This window comes from Nocardia sp. NPDC005998 (genome assembly GCF_040614395.1).
GTDB lineage: Bacteria > Actinomycetota > Actinomycetes > Mycobacteriales > Mycobacteriaceae > Nocardia.
The window spans coordinates 87779-107126 of record NZ_JBEXUI010000031.1 but is presented as its reverse complement, the minus strand read 5'-3'; the positions used below and the strand labels follow the sequence as shown (position 1 = coordinate 107126).

8 protein-coding genes are annotated in these 19348 nt (G+C 66.4%); 4 read left to right on the top strand and 4 right to left on the bottom strand.

The annotated features are described in order from the left end of the window. Nucleotides 1–161 precede the first annotated feature (161 nt). Nucleotides 162–575 carry a hypothetical protein gene (locus ABZ293_RS31240; protein WP_355186502.1) on the bottom strand — a complete coding sequence of 138 codons (414 nt, stop codon included), beginning with the start codon at nt 573–575 and terminating at the stop codon, nt 162–164. Nucleotides 576–603: 28 nt separating this feature from the next. Between ABZ293_RS31240 and ABZ293_RS31235 the strand changes: the two genes are divergently transcribed. Then, nucleotides 604–1269 carry a hypothetical protein gene (locus ABZ293_RS31235; RefSeq protein WP_355186500.1) on the top strand — a complete coding sequence of 222 codons (666 nt, stop codon included), beginning with the start codon at nt 604–606 and terminating at the stop codon, nt 1267–1269. Between the two features lie 12 nt (nt 1270–1281). Next, nucleotides 1282–2298: an ISAs1 family transposase gene (locus tag ABZ293_RS31230; protein ID WP_355186514.1), complete on the top strand. Its 1017-nt coding sequence runs from the start codon at nt 1282–1284 to the stop codon at nt 2296–2298. A gap of 30 nt (nt 2299–2328) precedes the next feature. On the opposite strand, the gene ABZ293_RS31225 is transcribed toward ABZ293_RS31230, so the two are convergent. Continuing rightward, nucleotides 2329–5298, bottom strand: a complete 2970-nt coding sequence (locus tag ABZ293_RS31225; protein WP_355186499.1) for a BTAD domain-containing putative transcriptional regulator — start codon at nt 5296–5298, stop codon at nt 2329–2331. A gap of 994 nt (nt 5299–6292) precedes the next feature. Here ABZ293_RS31225 and ABZ293_RS31220 point away from each other — a divergent pair. Beyond that, nucleotides 6293–6703 carry a hypothetical protein gene (locus ABZ293_RS31220; RefSeq protein ID WP_355186516.1) on the top strand — a complete coding sequence of 137 codons (411 nt, stop codon included), beginning with the start codon at nt 6293–6295 and terminating at the stop codon, nt 6701–6703. Between the two features lie 341 nt (nt 6704–7044). Then, nucleotides 7045–7626, top strand: coding sequence for a CAP family protein (locus ABZ293_RS31215; RefSeq protein ID WP_355186497.1), 582 nt, complete (start codon nt 7045–7047; stop codon nt 7624–7626). Nucleotides 7627–8480: 854 nt separating this feature from the next. Here ABZ293_RS31215 and ABZ293_RS31210 read toward each other — a convergent pair. Together ABZ293_RS31210 and ABZ293_RS31205 are read right to left on the bottom strand one after the other, a co-directional pair. Then, nucleotides 8481–9038, bottom strand: a complete 558-nt coding sequence (locus ABZ293_RS31210; protein ID WP_355186495.1) for an SUKH-4 family immunity protein — start codon at nt 9036–9038, stop codon at nt 8481–8483. A gap of 485 nt (nt 9039–9523) precedes the next feature. Next, nucleotides 9524–19333, bottom strand: a complete 9810-nt coding sequence (locus ABZ293_RS31205; RefSeq protein WP_355186493.1) for a type I polyketide synthase — start codon at nt 19331–19333, stop codon at nt 9524–9526. Nucleotides 19334–19348 lie beyond the last annotated feature (15 nt).

Sequence of the window (19348 nt, the reverse complement as noted above, 5' to 3'; positions counted from 1 at the left end):
CCCCGCCACCGCTACGCTGGCCACGAGGTCTCCGGTATTCAGGTTCTGCTTGGTCGCTGAACCCATCTACCGGAGACCTCACCCATCTCACGGCATCGACACACCCGCTCCGGCAACGACTTTCAGCCGCAATCCTGACGGCGGCGATCACCCCTCAGCACTTATGAAACACGCCCTAGGTCAGCGGATAGATATCCGTATCGCACCAGGTCGGCAACATAGGGCAGCAGACCGCGCAGAGTATGGAGCCGGTGGACATCGGTGAGCAGAGCACGGGCCGGGCTGCCCTCGGGCAGGAGCCGCAACCGGCGCAGGATCGCCTGCGCGGACATGCGCGTGGCATAGGCGCGAACGGCCTGCAGCGCGGGGTCGATGACTGCGTTCTGGCCCGCCAGCGGGTCACCGGCGGATACATGTCGCACCTTGGCGCGGGCTCGTTCCAGCCAAATGCTTTCCGCGGCAGCAAGTAACCGGCCGAGATGAACCGGATCGGTGATCGTGTACTCGATGGCGGGATCGGGTTGCGAATCGGGCGCGAAGTGATGCCTGCGGACCATCTGTGCCGCGGCTTTCACCCAGATGGCCAGGTTGTCGCCTTCGGCGGTGATCGGCAGTTCGACGCAGGCCAGCGCATTCGGAGGCGGTGGTCAACGGGACGCGGAACAGGAACACGCCCTGATCCGAAGCGTCTACGAGCAGCCGCGCGGCCACCACCGCAACCTTCGGACCGCCGACGGGACTGGTATTCGGCATGAACTTCTGCGCGCCGATGCTCGGGGTGTGCAGCAGGAATCCCGCGCGGGCGCGGTCGTACACCGCGACCGTCTCCAGCGCCGACACGTCGTTGCCGTGCGCCAGCTCGGTGATCATGAACGTTCCGACGGCGCCCTCGGGCGCGGCCATACCGTGGTCGGCGAGGCTCCCGAGAAACAGGTTGTAGTGAATTCCGGCGATGATGGCCAGTGTGCGGGCGACCGGCATAAACCATTCGTGCAGGTTCGCATTCTGCGCGGGGTTGTTCGTGAGCGCCGGGAAATCTGCGGCGGCGCCGAGATCACGCAAATCGCGAATATGCCCGGACAACCACCTCGTCCGGATCTTTTTCATGCCATCTATACCCACTCTCCTGCGCCGCCAATCGCCGCCACGGGCCGTGTGCCGATTCGTGATCGTCACCAAAGAGAAAGGCAGTCAGAATTTCGGAAACTGGCAGGTCGATGCCAGTCCATCGGGTCGGCGCCGGTAGTGTCGTCGTTGGTTGTCCCATAATGATCCGGGCCCCTGCTGGCGGTCGCCGCGACGCTGGCGGGAGCGCGCTCGTTCGCCGCGATCGGAGAATGGGTGGCTGATGCGCCGATGACGGTGCTGGCCCGCCTCGGTGTTACTGGCCGCCCGCCGAGCGAGTCCACGATCCGGCGGCTGCTGCAACGCTTGGACGGCGACGGGCTCGACGCCGCGCTGGGAGCGTGGATGTGGTTGCGCAGCAGGACCATCGGCGGGATGCGAGTGTTGTCGTTCGACGGCAAGACGATCCGGGGTGCCCGTGACGCGGCCGGGCAGTTGGTGCATCTGCTGGCCGGGATCTGCCAGGCCACCGGCATCGTCGTGGCCCAGATCGCCGTCGACGGCAAGACCAATGAGACACCGATGCTGCGGAAACTGCTGCAACGGCTCAATATTGCCGGTTGCGTAATCACTGCCGACGCCGCCCACACCTGCCGCGAGACCGCCCAGCTGATCATCGATGCCGGCGCCCACTACATCCTCTGTGTCAAAGGCAATCAGAAGAACCTGCGGAAGCGGTGTAAAGCGTTGCCCTGGAAAGATATCCCTGTACTGAACCGAGCTACCGGCAAACCCGCGCACGGCCGGATCGAGACCCGCACCCTGCAGGCCACCGAGATCGGCACCGGGATCGGATTCCCCGGCGGCACACAGGTTCTGCGTGTACGGCGGACCCGAACTGTTGTTTCCGGCCATCGGCGCTCCCGTAAACAGACTCGCGAGACCGTGTACGTCGTGACCAGCTTGTCGGCCACCGACGCCTCCTATCAGCTGATAGCCGAATGGTTGCGCGGACACTGGGCAATCGAGAACGCCGTCCACCACGTCCGCGACGTCACCTTCGACGAGGACCGCCACCAGAACCGCACAGGCAGCGGACCACAGGTCCTGGCCACCATCCGCAACACCGCGATCAGCCTGCTCCGACTCACCGGCACCACCAACATCGCCGCCGGGCTGCGACATCACGCCCGCGACTTCAACAGGCCCGTCGAACTACTGCTCACCAGCTGAAACCTGACAATGCCGAGGCCCTGCCGCTGTCTAGCCGATCACCGGATGCCCGTGCCAAGACACGTCCGGGACGGGCAAACCGATACGCCGGCTCGCCTGCGCGACCTTTTCCAGGACCGGTTCGGCGTCCTCGACACGGCCGACGGCGGTCAGCGCGCAGCCGTACACCTGCATCGCCCGCAGGCGACGTACCGCGGCCGAAACCTCGGTGAGCGCGCGCACGGCCTCCTCGGCGATCGGCACCGCTTCCTCGGCGTCACCGCTGCGGAGGGCCACCTCGGCCAGCCGAGCTAGGGCCCACCCCTCCTGATGCCGGCGACCGTCGCGGCGGGCCACGCCGAGCGCCTGCTCGCACAGTTCCCGGGCGGTCACCGGATTCCCGCGCTGCAGCGTGGCGAATCCCAACTCGTGCAACGCCATCGATTCGACCCGCAGGCTGCCGACCTCGCGCGCCACGACCAGGGACCGCTCGGCGGCTTCGACGGCCTCCGGCCAGCGCCCGGCATCGCAGCAGGTGCGCGCGATCGTCGCCCAGCTCATTCCCTCGACGAATTTGTTGCCGTCCTGGCTGACCAGTTCGATCGCACGCCGGTAATGCTCCACGGCGAGATCGACTTTCCCGCGATAGTCCATCACCGTGCCCAGCATCTGCTCGGCGAGGATGGCGCCGGCCAGATCGCCCGCATCGTGCAGGACTGTACCGGCCTGCCGCAGCGCCCGCCCGGCGCCCAGATCACCCATGCCGATCAGGCGTGCGCTGGCGGCGGCCAGCTGCGCCCGGGCCATGGTCTGACGATCGCCGTCGCGCTCGGCGGCCCGGCTCAGCACGTCGAGCGCCTGCGCCACCCTTGGCAGGTGCTCTCCTGCGTCTCCGCCCACCGCCAGCGACAGCGCGAGATCCACTGCGAGCGTGCGTGTTCGGGCCTCGGGGCTGACGGCCACCTGCCGATACAGTGCCACCAGCCCGAATCGCTCGGCCATCGCCCACGCGGTGCACTGGCGCTGGGTGGTGAATTGCTGCCCGGCCGTGCTGGTCTCGGCGTAGTAGTGCGTGCCAGCGCTGGAATCACGCAGTTCCACAATGTTTTTCGCGCTGGCTAGATAGAAGTCGACCAGCCGGTGCAGGGCCTGCGACCATTCCGCCTGCTGCTCCGGATCCGCGACCCGGCGGGCGAACAGCCGCAGCAGATCGTGATATCGGTAGCGGCCGAGGTCTGGAGTTTGCATCATGCCCAGATCCACGAGGGTTTCGCAGAGCCGTTCGGCCTCGGGCTTATCCCGGTCGAGCAGGGCGGCGATGGCGGCGACGGACAGGTGCGGCGCATCGGAGAACGCGATGAGCACGAACGCGCGCGACAGTTCGGGCGCGAGGCGCCGGTAACTGGACAGGAATACCAGTTCCACACTGGTATTGCCGATCGCGAGTTCGGAGAGCCGGTCGCGATCGTCGGCCAGGCGTTCGGCCAACGACGCCAGCTGCCAGCTGGGCCGGCTGGCGAGCCGCGCCCCGACGATGCGCAGCGAGAGCGGCAAATACCCGCACTCGCACAGGATTTCGTGCGCGGCCTCGGATTCCTCCGAGAGCCGCCGCCCAGATACCATGCGCTCCAGCAACTTCCATGCCTCGTCCGGAGTGAGGACATCCAGCGGGACCAACCGCGCGTCGAACAGTTCGGTCAGACTCGAACGGCTGGTGACCAGTACGGCGGGCGCGCCCGGACCCGGCAGCAACGGCGTGAGCTGCTCGATGTCACGCGCGTTGTCGAACACCAGCAGCATGCGCTTGCTCGCTACCAGGTTGCGCCACAGGCTCGTTCGCTCCTCCGGATCCCCCGGCAGCTCACCGGGCTCGACGCCGATCGACCGGAACGCCACCGCGAGCAGCATATCGATCGAGCGCGGCTGCTCGTCCATGCCGCCGAGGTCGAGATACAGCACGCCGTCCGGATACCCGTCCCGGAAGCGATGTGCGAGATGCACTGCGAGGGTGGTCTTTCCGATGCCGCCCATCCCGGTAATCGCGACCACCGGGCGCTGTCCGGAGTCCGCGCTCAGCACTTCGGCCAGCTCATCCACCAGCTCTTCGCGTCCGACGAAATCGGCGATGTCCAGTGGCAATTGCACCGGGGCCAGCGTCGGGAAGCCGAAATCCGGTTCGGCGGGGGGCAGTTCGCCCGAGGTAACGAGCGTGGAGCCGGGCTGCGGCGAGTCGGCCGACAGGATCTCCTGATGCAATTCGGCCAGCCGCGGACCGGGCTCCAGGCCCAGATCCTCCGACAGCACCCGGCGCGCGTTCCGATACACCTCCAGCGCCTCGACCCGCCGCCCGGCGCGATACAGCGCCATCATCAGCAGCTCGTACCACCGCTCACTGTGCGGTTCGGCGACGACCAGCGCCTCCAGCTCCGCCACCGCGGCGGAGTAGCGGCCGAGATCGAGCGCCACGGCTATCGCGGCCTCGTCCAGGGCCGAACGCAGCCGGCGCAGCCGGGTCCGTTGCTTCTCCGCCCACGGTCCGGTCAGCCCGACCAGCGGGTTGCCACGCCAGAGTTGCTGCGCCGCAGTCAGTTTCTCGTTCGCGGCCTCCGCCGCGCCCGAGCTGCGGTCGGATTCGGCGGCGGTGAGCAGGGATTCGACCGCGGCGACATCGGATTCCACCGTCAGGCCGAGCCGATAGCCGCCCAGGGTCGAGCCGAGCCACTCCGCCCCGGCACCGGCCCGGCTGTGGCGATCGAACTGCCGGCGCAGCCCGTGCACGTGATTGCGCAGGACACTGGAAGCGGAGGTAGGCGGACGATCCGCCCACATATGCGCGGCCAGCTGCGTTGTCGACAAGGTGCGCCCCGGCTCGGCCGCGAGGATGGCCAGCATGGCCAGCGTCTGCGGCGCCGTGATATCCAGGCGGCGCTCCCCCAGCCGCACCTCGACCGGCCCCAACATATTCAACCGAAGTACCCCGGGCTTCGCCTCATCGATACCCGAAACCTGCCGCGCTGCCAACTAACCCTCACATTCGACCCGACCGAGGTCGGGATCAGCCTGGAAGTCGCTGCTCTCCAGCTTCACCTGGTCATCTCCTCGAAGACTCCGATGAGGTTGACGCTCACATGGCCTCACCGCAGCGCTCCAATGGAACTTTCACACCGAAGCATATGGAATCCGCAGCACCCGCACGTGAACCGAAGCGCCATCTGGATAGAACATTTGCGCCAGAAGGTTAGGAGTTGCCTGTGCGTCTGAGGGTTACGGCAGTTGAGACGATGACGGTGTCGTCGACCGCGGACGACAGCGCTCTAGATCGGATCCGGAGCACGCCGCCGCGCCGCGCCGAAATGCTCTCGCCCGCCGATGGATAGACGATCAACCGCCCGCCCGCGGAGCCGTTCGGTGCCATCGGCCGGGCGACCAGTCACGGCGCGGGGCCGCGCCGAACTCCCATCCCCAAACCAAACGCTCCTACCGATACCGCTCCCATATCTACTGCGACCTTTGCAGCCGACGCATGTTCGGCAAGACCCGACGTATCGCCGCCTACTACTATCCAGTAAAGATCCAGCAGGGGAATCTGTTTCAGCAAGACCGCAAACGCCGCCGCCTGTGGGCCTATCGGAGGAGCACACTGTCCGTTCGTGGTGCTCATGCGGCATCGCCGGATCATCCCCGCGTGCGCGGGGAACACACTTGTTGACCAGCGGTGATCTTGCCAGAAGTGTCAATTCTCATTCGGTTTCACCGACAGCGTCTTCCATCCTCCGGTTACGCGGATACAGACCGAGCAGTGCAGCAGGAGAATCTGTCTCCCCAAGTCAGCCGTTACATGCCAAACCCCGTACGGAGCGCACACCTTCCGCACGCTGGACTCGCCAGACATGATGGGAAGGCGGCGTGACTGATCGGACTGGGACAGACGGCGGCGCAGTCCGGAGCGTCGGTCGCCGGGATCGAAAGGCGAAGGCCCGCACAACGAATTCTTCGGCGGAGGAGGTGCGCTCTCGTGAGCAACGAGAAGCACTGCGGTGCCGTCAAGCCCGCCGTGGTCTCCATCGGCAGCGCGTTCGAGGAACTGGACGACTACCTCGCCGGGAACGACGAAACGTACCGGTATAACGTGGAGGCTGGATTGGCTGGTCTGAGCGCCGTCGCTTCGCAGCAGGCAGACGCTTCTACCGGCGTCGGGGCTTCCTCGAGCAGCAACCGCCAGATGGCTCTCCAGCATTTGAACAGTGAGACAATCGAGGCGTACGTGGACGGCGAGTTGCGGATGAACGCCTATCTGCGTGCCGCCCAGCATCTTTCCGACTGCCGGGAATGCGCAGCCAAGGTCGAAGCGCAGCAGCAAGCGCGAATTACTTTACGTAGGGTGGGACGGGCTGCGGCTCCCAACAGAACCTTGCACACGGCCTGACCCACATACCGTTGGCAGAATCGCCAGCAGCAAATGCGTTCTCGCCCCAGGCAAGTCCACCGGGCGTTATATATGAGGTTCAGTATCACACAGACGGATCGAAGCTCACCTCCAGATACGCTCGTTAATTGGCAGAAGCAGCACCGGGAAGATACACCGCATCGTTGCAGCTCATGAGGTCCAGTAGCATATAATCATATCCGACTATTGTGGTCGTCCGGATTTTGCGTCGAAATCTACCCCCAGGAGTGGGAATGCATGACGGGCGGGCGTGTTAAGCTTTTGTCCGACATCTGATTACATTTCATGGTTTTCGCCATCTGATGCGCGGGATGCAGAGGATGTCACCGTTCGAGTCGATCCGTTTCGTTAGCTTTTTCCGGGAGATCGCTATGCATTCTGTTCGGTTCCTTTCGTTCGGCGTGGCACTGATGCTCGGCGCTGTTGCGCCCGGTGTGGGCACTGCGTCCGCACAGGCCGACGAACGCTGTGGTGGCGTCGCTTTCGCGCAGAACATGGTCGATGCGCACAACAAGTTCCGAACCAGTCACGGTTCGCCTCCACTAGTACTGGATGACAGGGTTAGCGGTTTTGCGCAGGACTACGCGAACAAGCTTGCCAGCTCAAATACTTTCAAGCATTCAGGTGGCCCGTACGGCGAGAATCTCTATATGGCCGAGGGGATGGAGGTAGCGGGCGCGACGGCGGTCGACGACTGGTATGCGGAGATCAAGGACTACAATTTCAGCAAACCAGGGTTCGACGAGAAGACTGGACACTTCACTCAGGTGGTTTGGAAGAGCAGCAATCAAATCGGCGTCGGGGTTGCGTGTAAGGGCTCGACGACCTATGTTGTGGCGAATTACAATCCGCCTGGTAATTACGACGGAGAATTCCCCCAGAACGTGCTTCGTGCGTCCTGACAGCACCACGCGCATGCGGCGAAGACTTCAGCCGTGTTCGAGCTTGTTCCAGTAGGTGTGGTAGTTGTCGCGCGTGCGGCCCGGGCACATCGCGTCTGCGGCAGGGACGAAATCAGCGAACGTCGGTGTCGTCCTTGGTGGCTCGTTGTCATGAGGTCATCGACACGGACGCCCAAGCGCTCGAGCAACACCCGAGCGGTGACTATGTCAGCTTCGGCGGCGCGCGTGCCAATCGTCATCGAACCCTCCGTCGAGACCGAATGGTCGGTCGCATGGCTCATCGAGTACTTGGTCGAGGAGATGAGCAGCAAGCCGTTGCGGTGTTGGCCGCCAGCAGATGTCCGCTCCCGTCGTCGCGGCCGCACTCGGCTATCACTACGTCACCACAACGAAACTCGCCGCCAAGGCCGCCGCAACTTGGCATCGCTACGTCACCGCACCTCGGTTCCGGTCACCCAGCGGCTGGACTCCTTGGACAACTCGCGATACCTCTGTGTCTGGCAAGCTGCGTCAGCGTGATGGCTGGATTCGGTTGGTACGGTGCATCGTTCGTCCCGAGTCTCCAGCACAGATCGGCCAAGCAGCGTTCGAGACAGCGCTTCGCCTCCTGCGGGGTCTTCCTTTCGGCGAGGTGAGGTCGGTCCGGAGCGCCCTGCCGATATTGCCATCGGTGGTTTCTCCGGACCGCCTCCCGAACCCGGCATGCCTGTTACCAGCCACCGGGCCCTCCATGAATCCCTTTGGGCGGAGGGAGATTGCTCATGCGATGGCCGTCCTCGGCCGGGGACAGGTCCGCTGCGCTGCCCGGTGACAGGGACGAGCACGGGTGGTTCCCACCCTCGAGATCGAACAGCTCAGTAGTACAACTGATATTCGTCGAGCACTTGTTCCCAGAACGACATGCGGAACGGTAGTCGGTCGAAGCGGCGGGTGTCCTGCCGAATGATGGCGGCCGCATCGACGTGCGCGTACGGATCGTCGGATTCTTCGTCGGTGGGGGCCTCGGCCTCGAGCTTATACAGCACGTATGCCAGGGAGGAGAGGTCGCCGTTGATGCGCCGTAGTTCCTCGTATTCCCAGTCGTCGGCCCAGATCTCGCCGTCTTCGAGCGAGACATAGAGGCCCAGGTCGCCGCCGAAGAGCACACCCAGCTGCTGCATGCGTCCGTGCGGCGTCTCGACGGGCTCGGGCACGTTGTCTTGATCTTCCAGTACATGCTCGGGTGTGTCGGGGTCGGGTTCGATGACCGAGCGGAATGGCTGGAACGGTCCCCTGGTCACGCCTACCCCGGTTGCGAACGCAATATCATCAGGATCCGACCACACCCGCTCGGCGAATTCCCGACGAAACCTCAAGAGTGTCCCGGCCGACGCTGATTCCACCACTCGACGCCACTCCACATTCACCAGCATCCCGATCTCCTGCCCCATGCACTCGTAGCCGCGTACGAACATAGTCAGCGGGGCAGTGACGGCGCCAGGACCGCATGGAATGCGTCGCTCGCACAGTCGAGCCAGCACCCGGGTGTGCTGCGGAGCGATCAGGCGAGCCTGCTCCTCCGCATTCGGCCTGCCTGACGAATGCGCCACTCGATCAGGATTACCCATTCCACCGTCACGACGGGATGCCCTGGGCCAGTGCAGGTCTGACCCCATGACGCCGGGCCTATTCGGAGTGCTTGCCGTTGGCGAGCATGCCGACGCTGAGCCAGCCCTTTGGCCGGAGCTCTCCCGGCCGCGATCACCAAGCGGTTTCTCGAACTGGGATGCTTCATCCCACAAACGGGAGTGGTCTGCGTGCCACATCCGACTACGACCAACGACTCGGCACATGGTTACCTCGAGTGTCGCCCTCCGGGCGCTTTTCGTAGCGAATTCGACCCAGATCGGTGGTCGGCTCACATGGCCTGACCTGGCCTCTCGTTCCGGAGTCGGTCCAGCCAGTCGTCCATGGCGCGCGCGGTCAGGTGCGAATCGTCCGCGACCATGGCGAAATGGTCGGTGTCGAGCATGCGGAGCGTCTGCGAACTCGACCACGGGCGGGCCAGCAAGGGTTCGCGGTCGCCGGTAGGCGATGTGCGCCAGAAATAGGGTTTGGTGCACGTAACGAGCAGGGTCGGGCTGGTCGGGGGGTGGCAGTTCAGGGCGGGTAACAGTTCCGACCATGCGACCATTGCGGTGAGGCCGGCGCCGGTTAGTTCGCCCCATGCGACGTCCATCTCGAGCAGGGCTTCGACCTGTTGCGCGCGTGGCACCTCGGTGCCCATATCGAAGGTGTCCAGCAGGACGAGGCCGCCCAGTTCGATGCCCGGCACCGTGCATAGGTGGGCCGCGGTGGCCTGGGCGAGGTATCCGGCGGCCGAGTGGCCGACCAGCACGATGGGATTGTCATCGGTGATCTCCAGTACCGCCCCGGCGAGTGCGGCGACCGCGGCTGCCGGGCCGGACGGCAGGGGGTCGGCCGAGTCGAACCCTGGCAGGGGGACGCTGGATACTCGCCTGCGGCCGCTGAACGCGGCGGCGATGCGCAGGTGTTGGTGGATTCCTCCGGTAAATGTCGGTGCGCAGAGGAAGACGAGATGCGGGCCCGGCCCCTCGCTGAGCCGGACCGCAGCGGTTGCCGTCGCCGCCTGGTCCGATTCGAAGACGGGGCGCAGCCGCGCCGCTGCGTGCAGCAGGCCATATCCGGCGTTCACCCGGTTCGACGCCACCGCGCCTTTGAACAGATCGACGAGCGTTTCGCCTGCCACGGGCGGCTTGTCGGCGGCCGCGCGAGATGACCCGCGGATACGGGAAGAGTCGTTTGCCACAAGCTCTTTCATAATGTGTCCGGCCACAGCTGCCGGGGTGCCGTGATCGAACAGCGCCGCGAGTGTCATCCGGATCCCCGTGGTCTCACCGAGCCGGTTGCGGGTCTCGACCGCGGCCAGGGAGTCGAAACCCAGATCCTGGAAACTGCGGTCGGCATCGATCGCGTCCGGCCCGTCGTGGCCGAGCACCAGTGCGAGTTGGGTGCGCACCACGTCCAGGATCAACCGCACCTGGTCGGGCTCGGTCAGTCCGGTGAGGCGCTGCCGCAGTGCGGGTTCCGTGACATCGGCTGTGCGATGCTCGGCGGTTTCGCGGCCTGCGTCGGGGATGTCGGCGATGAGGGGGCGGCGCCGGGACATGGTGTAGACGGAGCTGAACAGTTCCCAGTCGATATCGGCGATGGTGAGCAGTGTTTCGTCGGCGCCGACTGCCATCTCCAGCGCTCGCATCGCCTGCTCCGGCGCCATCAATCGCAGGCCGCTGCGGCTCATGTATTGTCGCGCGTCTGCGGCTTGCGCCATGCCCGCGCCCGACCAGGCGCCCCAGGCGAGCGCGGTGGCGACCAGACCGCGCGCGCGTCGGCGCTCGGCGAGGCTGTTCATAAACGCGTTGGCAGCGGCATATCCGGCCCCGCCCGCGCTGCCCCAGGTGGCGGCGCCGGAGGAGAACAAGACGAACGTGTCCAGCCGACGAGAGCCGAGCAATTCGTCCAAGTGCTCGGCGCCGATGACCTTGGGGGCCAACACCGCCGTCAGTGACGATGGCTCGATTTCGGTGATCGGGCACTGCGCTCCGACCCCGGCCGCGTGGACGACCGCGGTCAACGGTGTGTCCCCGGCATCTATCGCGGCCAAAATCGCTGCCATATCGCTACGTTCGGTGACATCGGCCGCGCGGATCGTCACTCGGGCGCCCAGACTCGCGAGCTCCCGCTCGAGCTCCGCTGCGCCGGGTGCATGCCGTCCGCGGCGGCTCACCAGTACCACGTGTTCCGCGCCGCCGTGTGCCAGCCTGCGTGCGAGCTGTGCACCGATTCCGCCGGTGCCACCGGTGATCAACACGGTGCCGCTGGGGATCCAAGGTTCCGTCGAACCGGAGTTCGGCGATGACGCTCGGATCATTCGCCTGCCGAACACGCCCGATGCCCGGACCGCGAGCTGATCTTCGCCGTCGGTGCGGGACAGCGCGCTCACCAGTCGGCGAGTCAGCGTGTGGTCCCGGTCGGGCGCAAGGTCGACCAGACCGCCCCACGAATCCGGCAATTCCAAACCCGCCACCTGGCCGATCCCCCACATCTGGGCCTGTCTGGTGCTGCCGACGTGCTCGGACGGGTGCACCGCAACCGCGCCGGTGGTCACACACCAGAAGGGCACCGCGGCTCCGGCATCGATCAGCCCTTGTAGCAGAAGGAGATTCCCCAGGACGCCGCGGGACATCGCCGGGACAGCGGAGCTGGGCAGATCATCCGAGGCGAGGAACGACAGCACGCCGGACAGTTCGCCGGACGCGCTTTCCGATCGGATCAGCGCAGCGAGTTCGAGGCGTGTTGTTCGGTCGGCGTCAATCGTCGCGGTTCGTGTCCGGGCACCTGATTCGGTGAGGGCCAGCACAAGGTCCTGGGGCAGCGGGTCGGCGGGCGAATCGATGAGCAGCCACGTCCCCGACAACATTCCGTGGCTGTCGGCCAAGGGTTTCCATTCGATCCGGTAGCGCCACAGGTCTAGCGCCGAACGGTCCTTGCGATCACGGCGCCATCGCGACAGCTGCGGTAGGACCTCGCGGAATTGCAGTTCCGGATCGATTCCCAGCAGGGTGGTATCGCCGCGGTCGACAGCTGTCCAGAACTGGTCATCGATCAGGTCGCCGGCACGGTCCGCGCGACCACCGTCACCGTCCAGCCAGTACCGCTGGCGCTGGAAGGCATAGGTAGGCAGCGCGATTCGCTGCCTACCTGTCCCGAAGGGCGCCTCCCACCTGACGTTCGATCCAGCGACGAATACGCGGGCCACTGCCTGCAACGCCGTCCACGGCTCCGAATGGTCTTTGCGCAGCACCGGAACCGTTACAGCATCCGCCGGTTCCAGGGACTGGACGATCAATGCGGCCAAGCCGCCGTCCGGGCCCGCGATCAAGAATGTGGTGATTCCCTCCTGCTGTAGGGTCCGGATTCCGTCGGCGAAGCGCACCGTTTCGCGAACATGCCGGACCCAATACTGCGGTGAGGACAATTCCGAACCAGCCACCGCACCAGTCACATTCGACACCACCCCAATCGTGGGCTCATGGAAGTCGAGACCCGCCACCACCTCGGCGAACTTCGCCAGCATCGGCTCCATCAACGGCGAATGGAACGCATGCGACACCCGCAACCAACTCACCCGCCTCCCCACCACAGCAAAACGATCCACTATCGCCGACACCGCATCCCGAACACCGGACACCACCACCGAACCCGGCCCATTCACCGCCGCAACCGCCACCCCATCGGTCAGCAACGGCAACACCTCCGCCTCGGCAGCCGCGACCACGGCCATCGCCCCACCCACAGGCAACGCCTGCATCAACCGCCCCCGCGCCACCACCAACACCACCGCATCGTCCAACGACAACACCCCCGCGACATGGGCGGCCGCCACCTCACCCACCGAATGACCACACACAAAATCCGGACGCACACCCCAAGACTCCAACAACCGAAACAACGCCACACCCACCGCGAACAACCCCGCCTGCGCAAACACCGTGGCATCCAACGCCCCCGCATCCGAACCCCAGACGACGTCACGCACCGAACAACCAAGCTCCACGTCCAACCGCGCGACAACCTCATCGAAAGCGGTCGCGAACACCGGAAACGCCGCATAAAGACCCCGACCCATCCCCAACCACTGCGCACCCTGACCCGGAAACACCAACGCCGTCTTACCCGAGAAGCCCGGTGCGCCTCGCACAACGCCGACCGATGGCTCATCCGCGGCCAGCGCCCGCAATCCCGACAGCAACTCGGCGTGGTCGGTACCCAGCACCACCGCGCGATGCTCGAATCGCGATCTCGTGGTTGCCAGCGACCAGCCAACGTTCGCGGGATCCAGATTCGGCTGCTGCCGTGCCCATTCCAGCAATCGACCTGCCTGCTGGGTCAATGCTGCGCGGCTGCGCGCCGTCACCACCCAGGGCACCACCGAAAGGTTCCTTTCGGCGATGGCGGTGACACCGCCTGCATTATCGGAAGCGCCGAACTCACCGACCGGAGCCTGTTCCAGGATCACGTGCGCGTTGGTGCCGCTCACCCCGAACGCGGACACCGCGGCGCGACGCGGGTGATCCACCGCGTCCCATTCCCGTTGCTCGACAAGCAACTCCACCGCACCGCCGGACCAATTCACATGCGCGGACGGCGCATCCACGTGCAAGGTCGCGGGCAGTGACCCGTGCCGCATCGCCTCGATCATCTTGATCACCCCGGCCACTCCGGCCGCGGCCTGCGTGTGACCGATATTCGATTTGATCGAGCCCAGCCACAGCGGACGGTCCCTCGGCCGGTCCCGCCCGTAGGTGGCCAGCAACGCCTGTGCCTCGATCGGATCTCCCAAGGTGGTGCCGGTGCCGTGCGCCTCCACCACATCGACCTCGGCTGCGGCGATCCCCGCATTCGCCAGGGCCCGGCGGATCACCCGCTGCTGGGACGGTCCATTCGGCGCGGTCAAACCATTCGACGCACCATCCTGATTCACCGCACTGCCCCGTACGACCGCAAGCACGTGATGGCCGCGACGCCGCGCGTCGGACAGCCGCTCGACCACCAGTACCCCGGCGCCTTCACTCCATCCGGTGCCGTCCGCGGCATCGGCGAATGCCTTGCACCGACCATCCGGGGCCAGCCCGCCCTGCCGCGAGAACTCCACGAACACCCCCGGCGACGCCATCACGGTCACTCCGCCGGCCAACGCCAGTCGGCACTCGCCCGAACGCACGGCTTGCACTGCCTGGTGCAGCGCCACCAATGACGATGAGCACGCTGTGTCCACCGATACCGCAGGGCCTTCCAGACCGAGCACGTAGGACACCCGGCCCGACACCACGCTCGACGCGGTCCCGGTCAGCAGGTAGCCTGCGACGCCGTCTTCCTCGGTTGCCCCTGTGCCATATCCGGATCCCGCGACACCGATGAACACACCGGTGTCGCTCCCCCGCAGCGAACGTGGGTCGATCCGGGCGTGTTCCACAGCTTCCCAGCATGTTTCGAGCAGCATCCGCTGCTGCGGGTCCATCGCCAGGGCTTCGCGCGGACTGATCCCGAAGAATCCGGCATCGAAATCGCCCGCGTCGCGGACGAATCCACCCTCCCGTACCGCGAATCCCGCGATATCCCAGCCCCGGTCGGCGGGAATTCCGGACACTACGTCTCGTCCCTCGGCCACCAGGCGCCACAAGTCCTCCGGCGAGGAAACGCCGCCCGGGAAGCGGCAGCCTATCCCCACGATCGCCACCGGTTCTGCTGGTCCCGCCGTGGTGGCCGGAGCAACCGATCCGGTCTCGCCATCCGACTGGTCGCCGAACAACTCACCGAGGATGAATCGCGCGACGGCATGCGGCGTCGGATAGTCGAAAACGACGGTCACGGGCAGCCTGAGCCCGGTTGCGGCACCGAGCCGGTTGCGGGCGTCGACCGCGGTGAGCGAGTCGAATCCCAGCTCGCGGAAATTGCGGTCCGGGTCGATGTCGGCTGCGCTCGTGTGACCGAGTACTCCGGCAACCTGGGCGCGCACCAGGTCGAGCACGACCGGAATCCGATCAGTGCTGGTCAGGCTCGAGAGCCGCTGCCGCAGTGCGAGCTTCGCGGGACCGACGGTGACGCCCGCCGCGGGCGGTGAATCCGGCACCAGTTCGCGCAGTAACGGGGGGACCATCCCGGCCCGAGCTTGCGCCGCCAGCGACCGCTGATCCAGGCGAACCGCGACAACTCCCGCGCGGGCCTGATCCACGGCTGCATCGAACAACGCCAATCCTTGCGTGGTCGACAACCCCAGCACACCAGCACGACTCAGTCGCGTGGCATCGGAACTCCCCAGGTGCCCGGTCATTCCGGTACTCGATTCCCACAGACCCCACGCAATGGACGTCGCGACCGAGCCGGTGCTGCGACGATGCGCGGCCAGCCCGTCCAGAAACGTATTCGCCGCAGCGTAATTGGCTTGCCCGGGCGCTCCCAGAATTCCGGCGGCCGCCGAGAACAGCACGAACATCGCCAGATCCAGGTCCCGCGTCAGCTCGTGCAGATACCACGCCGCATCCGCCTTCGCCGCCAGCACGGAATCGATCCGCTCCGGGGTCAGTGACCCGAGCACACCGTCATCGAGCACACCCGCCGCATGCACCACACCAACCAGCGGGAACTCGTCGGGCACCGCGGCGATCGCCGCTGTCACCGCGTCGCGATCCGACACGTCACATGCCACCACCCGTACCCGAGCCCCTGAATCGGTCAGGTCCCCGGCCAGCTGCGCTGCCCCCACCGCAGCCATCCCGCGCCGACTCACCAACATCAGCGACGCGGCACCCCACTCGGCGACCAGATGCCGAGCCACCGCCGCGCCCAAACCACCTGTGCCACCGGTGATCATGACCGTCCCTGCGGCCAGAGCTGCCTTGATACCCGCTCTGGTTGTGCCCTCGCTTGCCCCGGCTGGCATCAGCCGCGGCGCATGCAGCACACCATGACGAATGGCAAGCTGTGGTTCCCCGGATGCCAGCACCGCGGCAACGGTCTCCGATGGTAGGGCGCCCTCGGTGTCGTTGTCCACGAGCACGATCCGGCCCGGATCCTCCGATTGTGCCGAACGCACCAGCCCCCAGACCGCCGATCCCGCCGGATCCGGAACGTCCTCTCCGGCAAGCTTTACGGTGCCGCGAGTAACCATGAGCAGCGTGCTCGATGCCCATCGCGGCTCGCGCGAAAACGCCTGCAACACCTCTAGCGTCTCGTGCACGGTCCGCCGCGTCTCGGCGGGCACATCGCTACCACGATCGACCCGGCAATCGAGAACCAGCACCGGTGGCACCGCATCGCCATCGATGGAGGTCCAGTCCGCGAAGGAGACATGGTGCGGTCGTCGCGGTGCCGGTATCGCACGCCACTGCACGACATGCAGACCGTCGGCGATATCGGCAGGAGTCGGCGACAGCCAGAAGCGCTGCCGCTGAAATGCATACGTCGGCAACGTCACCGGCTCCGGCGCGTGCCCTTCGAAGACCGCGTCCCACCGCACCTTCGCCGCACCGACCACATCCACCTGCGCCACCGACGCAAGGAACCGGGTCAGCCCGCCCTCGCCGCGCCGAAGGGATCCGACAATCGTGGTCTTCTCGTCCGCGGCCGCCGCCTCGCGGCACTGCTCGATTCCCAAGGTCAGCAACGGATGTGGGCTGGCCTCGACGAATGTGCGGTATCCGTTGGCAAGCAAGGCTTGCACAGCCTCCTCGAACCGCACGGTCTCGCGGAGATTCCGAAACCAGTACGCCGCATCCAATTCGGCCGTGTCCAGTGCCGCGGCGGTCACCGTGGAATAGAACGACACCTGCGACGACCGCGCCGTGACGGTGCGCGCGGCGTCCAGCAGCTCCGCGCGCAACGAGTCGACCTGGGGCGAGTGCGACGCGTAGTCCACCGCGATCCGGCCCACGTAGATGCCATCCGCGATGCACTCGGCCAGAAACTCCTCCAGTTGCTCTGGTGCGCCGGACACGACCGTCGTGGTCGGCCCGTTCGCCGCGGCCACCGCCAGCCCGTCCCGCCCGGCCAATCGCGCGCCGATAGCGGTGGCGGGCAAGGCAATCGAGGCCATCGCACCGGCACCGGACAATTCGGTCAAGGCCTTGGAACGGACGACCACCAGCCGTGTGGCGTCCCCCAGCGACAGCGCTCCCGCCACATACGCGGCCGCGATCTCGCCTTGTGAGTGGCCGACCACCGCATCCGGCACCACCCCGAGCGAGCGCCACAATTCCGCTAGCGACACCATCACCGCGAACAGCACCGGCTGCACCACATCGGTGCGGTCCAGCGACGGCGCACCCGGCGCTCCGCGCAGCACCTCGAGCAGCGACCAGTCGACCAGTGGCGCAAGCGCTTCGGCGCACTCCGTCATCATCCGCGCGAACTCCGGTGCCGAATCCATCAGCTCGACACCCATTCCGACCCACTGGGAGCCCTGGCCCGGGAACACCAGCGCGGTCTTTCCGGTGACACCGGCGACGCCGTTGGCCACGTCCGGCGACGGCTCGCCGTCGGCCAGCGCCGCCAGGCCGGACAGCAGCTGCGCGCGATCCGCACCCACGATGACTGCCCGGTGCTCGAATCGCGCCCGGGTGGTCGCCAACGACCAGCCGATATCCACCGGGTTCGAGTCCGGGCGCTCGCGCACCCACGCCGACAACCGCGACGCCTGGTCCGCCAATGCCTGCCGGCTGCGTGCCGACAGGACCCATGGCACCCCGGCGAGCCTCACCTCGGATGTCACGGTGTCGTCGGTGATTTCGTTGTGGGGGGCCTGCTCGAGAATGACGTGGGCATTGGTGCCGGAGATCCCGAACGACGACACCCCGGCCCGCCGAGGCCGACCGTCGACGCGCCATTCCCGTTGTTCGACAAGCAACTCCACCGCACCGGCGGACCAATCCACCTGTGTCGATGGCGCATCCACGTGCAGGGTGGCTGGCAGCACGCCACGGCGCAGCGCCTCCACCATTTTGATCACTCCGGCGACTCCCGCCGCGGATACGGTGTGGCCGATGTTCGATTTCACTGCGCCCAGCCACAGTGGCTGATCCGCGGGCCGATCCTGGCCGTAGGTGGCCAGCAACGCCTGCGCCTCGATCGGGTCACCCAATCTGGTGCCGGTCCCGTGCGCCTCGACCACATCCACCTCGGACGCGGGCACACCGGCGTTCGCCAGTGCCCGCAGGATCACCCGCTGCTGTGCCGGACCATTCGGCGCCGTCAAACCGTTCGACGCACCGTCCTGGTTCACCGCCGACCCGCGCACCACGGCGAGCACCCGGTGGCCGCGTCGCCGCGCCTGCGACAACCGTTCGACGACCAGGACCCCGGCACCCTCCGACCATCCGGTGCCGTCCGCCGCGTCGGCGAAGGCCTTGCACCGCGCGTCGGCCGACAGGCCACCCTGCCGCGAAAACTCGGTGAACACCGCCGGGGTGGCCATCACCGTCACACCGCCCACCAGCGCCAGCGAGCTCTCACCGGAGCGCACCGACTGCACCGCCTGATGCAGCGCGACAAGACTCGATGAGCACGCCGTGTCCACAGACACCGCGGGACCTTCCAGACCGAGCACGTAGGACACCCGGCCCGACACCACGCTCGACGCGGTCCCGGTCAGCAGGTAGCCCTCGACGCCGTCGTCCTCGGTCGCCCCCAGCCCGTAGCCGGATCCCGCCACTCCCATGAACACGCCGGTGTCACTGCCGCGCAACGAGTTCGGGTCGATGCCCGCGTGTTCGAGTGCCTCCCAACAGGTTTCCAGCAGTACCCGCTGCTGCGGATCCATCGCCAGTGCCTCGCGCGGGCTGATCCCGAAGAATCCCGCGTCGAACCGGTCCGCGTCATGGACGAATCCGCCCGTGCGCACCTCGAGCGACGCGGCGACCTGCCAACCTCGATCGGCCGGAAAGCCGGACATCACGTCTCTGCCCTCGGCCACCACGTCCCACAGATCCGCCGCCGAGGACACCCCGCCGGGGAAGCGGCAGCCCATCCCGACGATCGCCACCGGCTCCGACATCGTCGCCACCAGCTTGTCGTTCGCTTGCCGCAGCACGGCATTGTCCTTGGCCGAAACACGCAGCGCTGCAACAAGTTCGTCGATAGACAGAGCCATCGGCTGTTTCCTCAC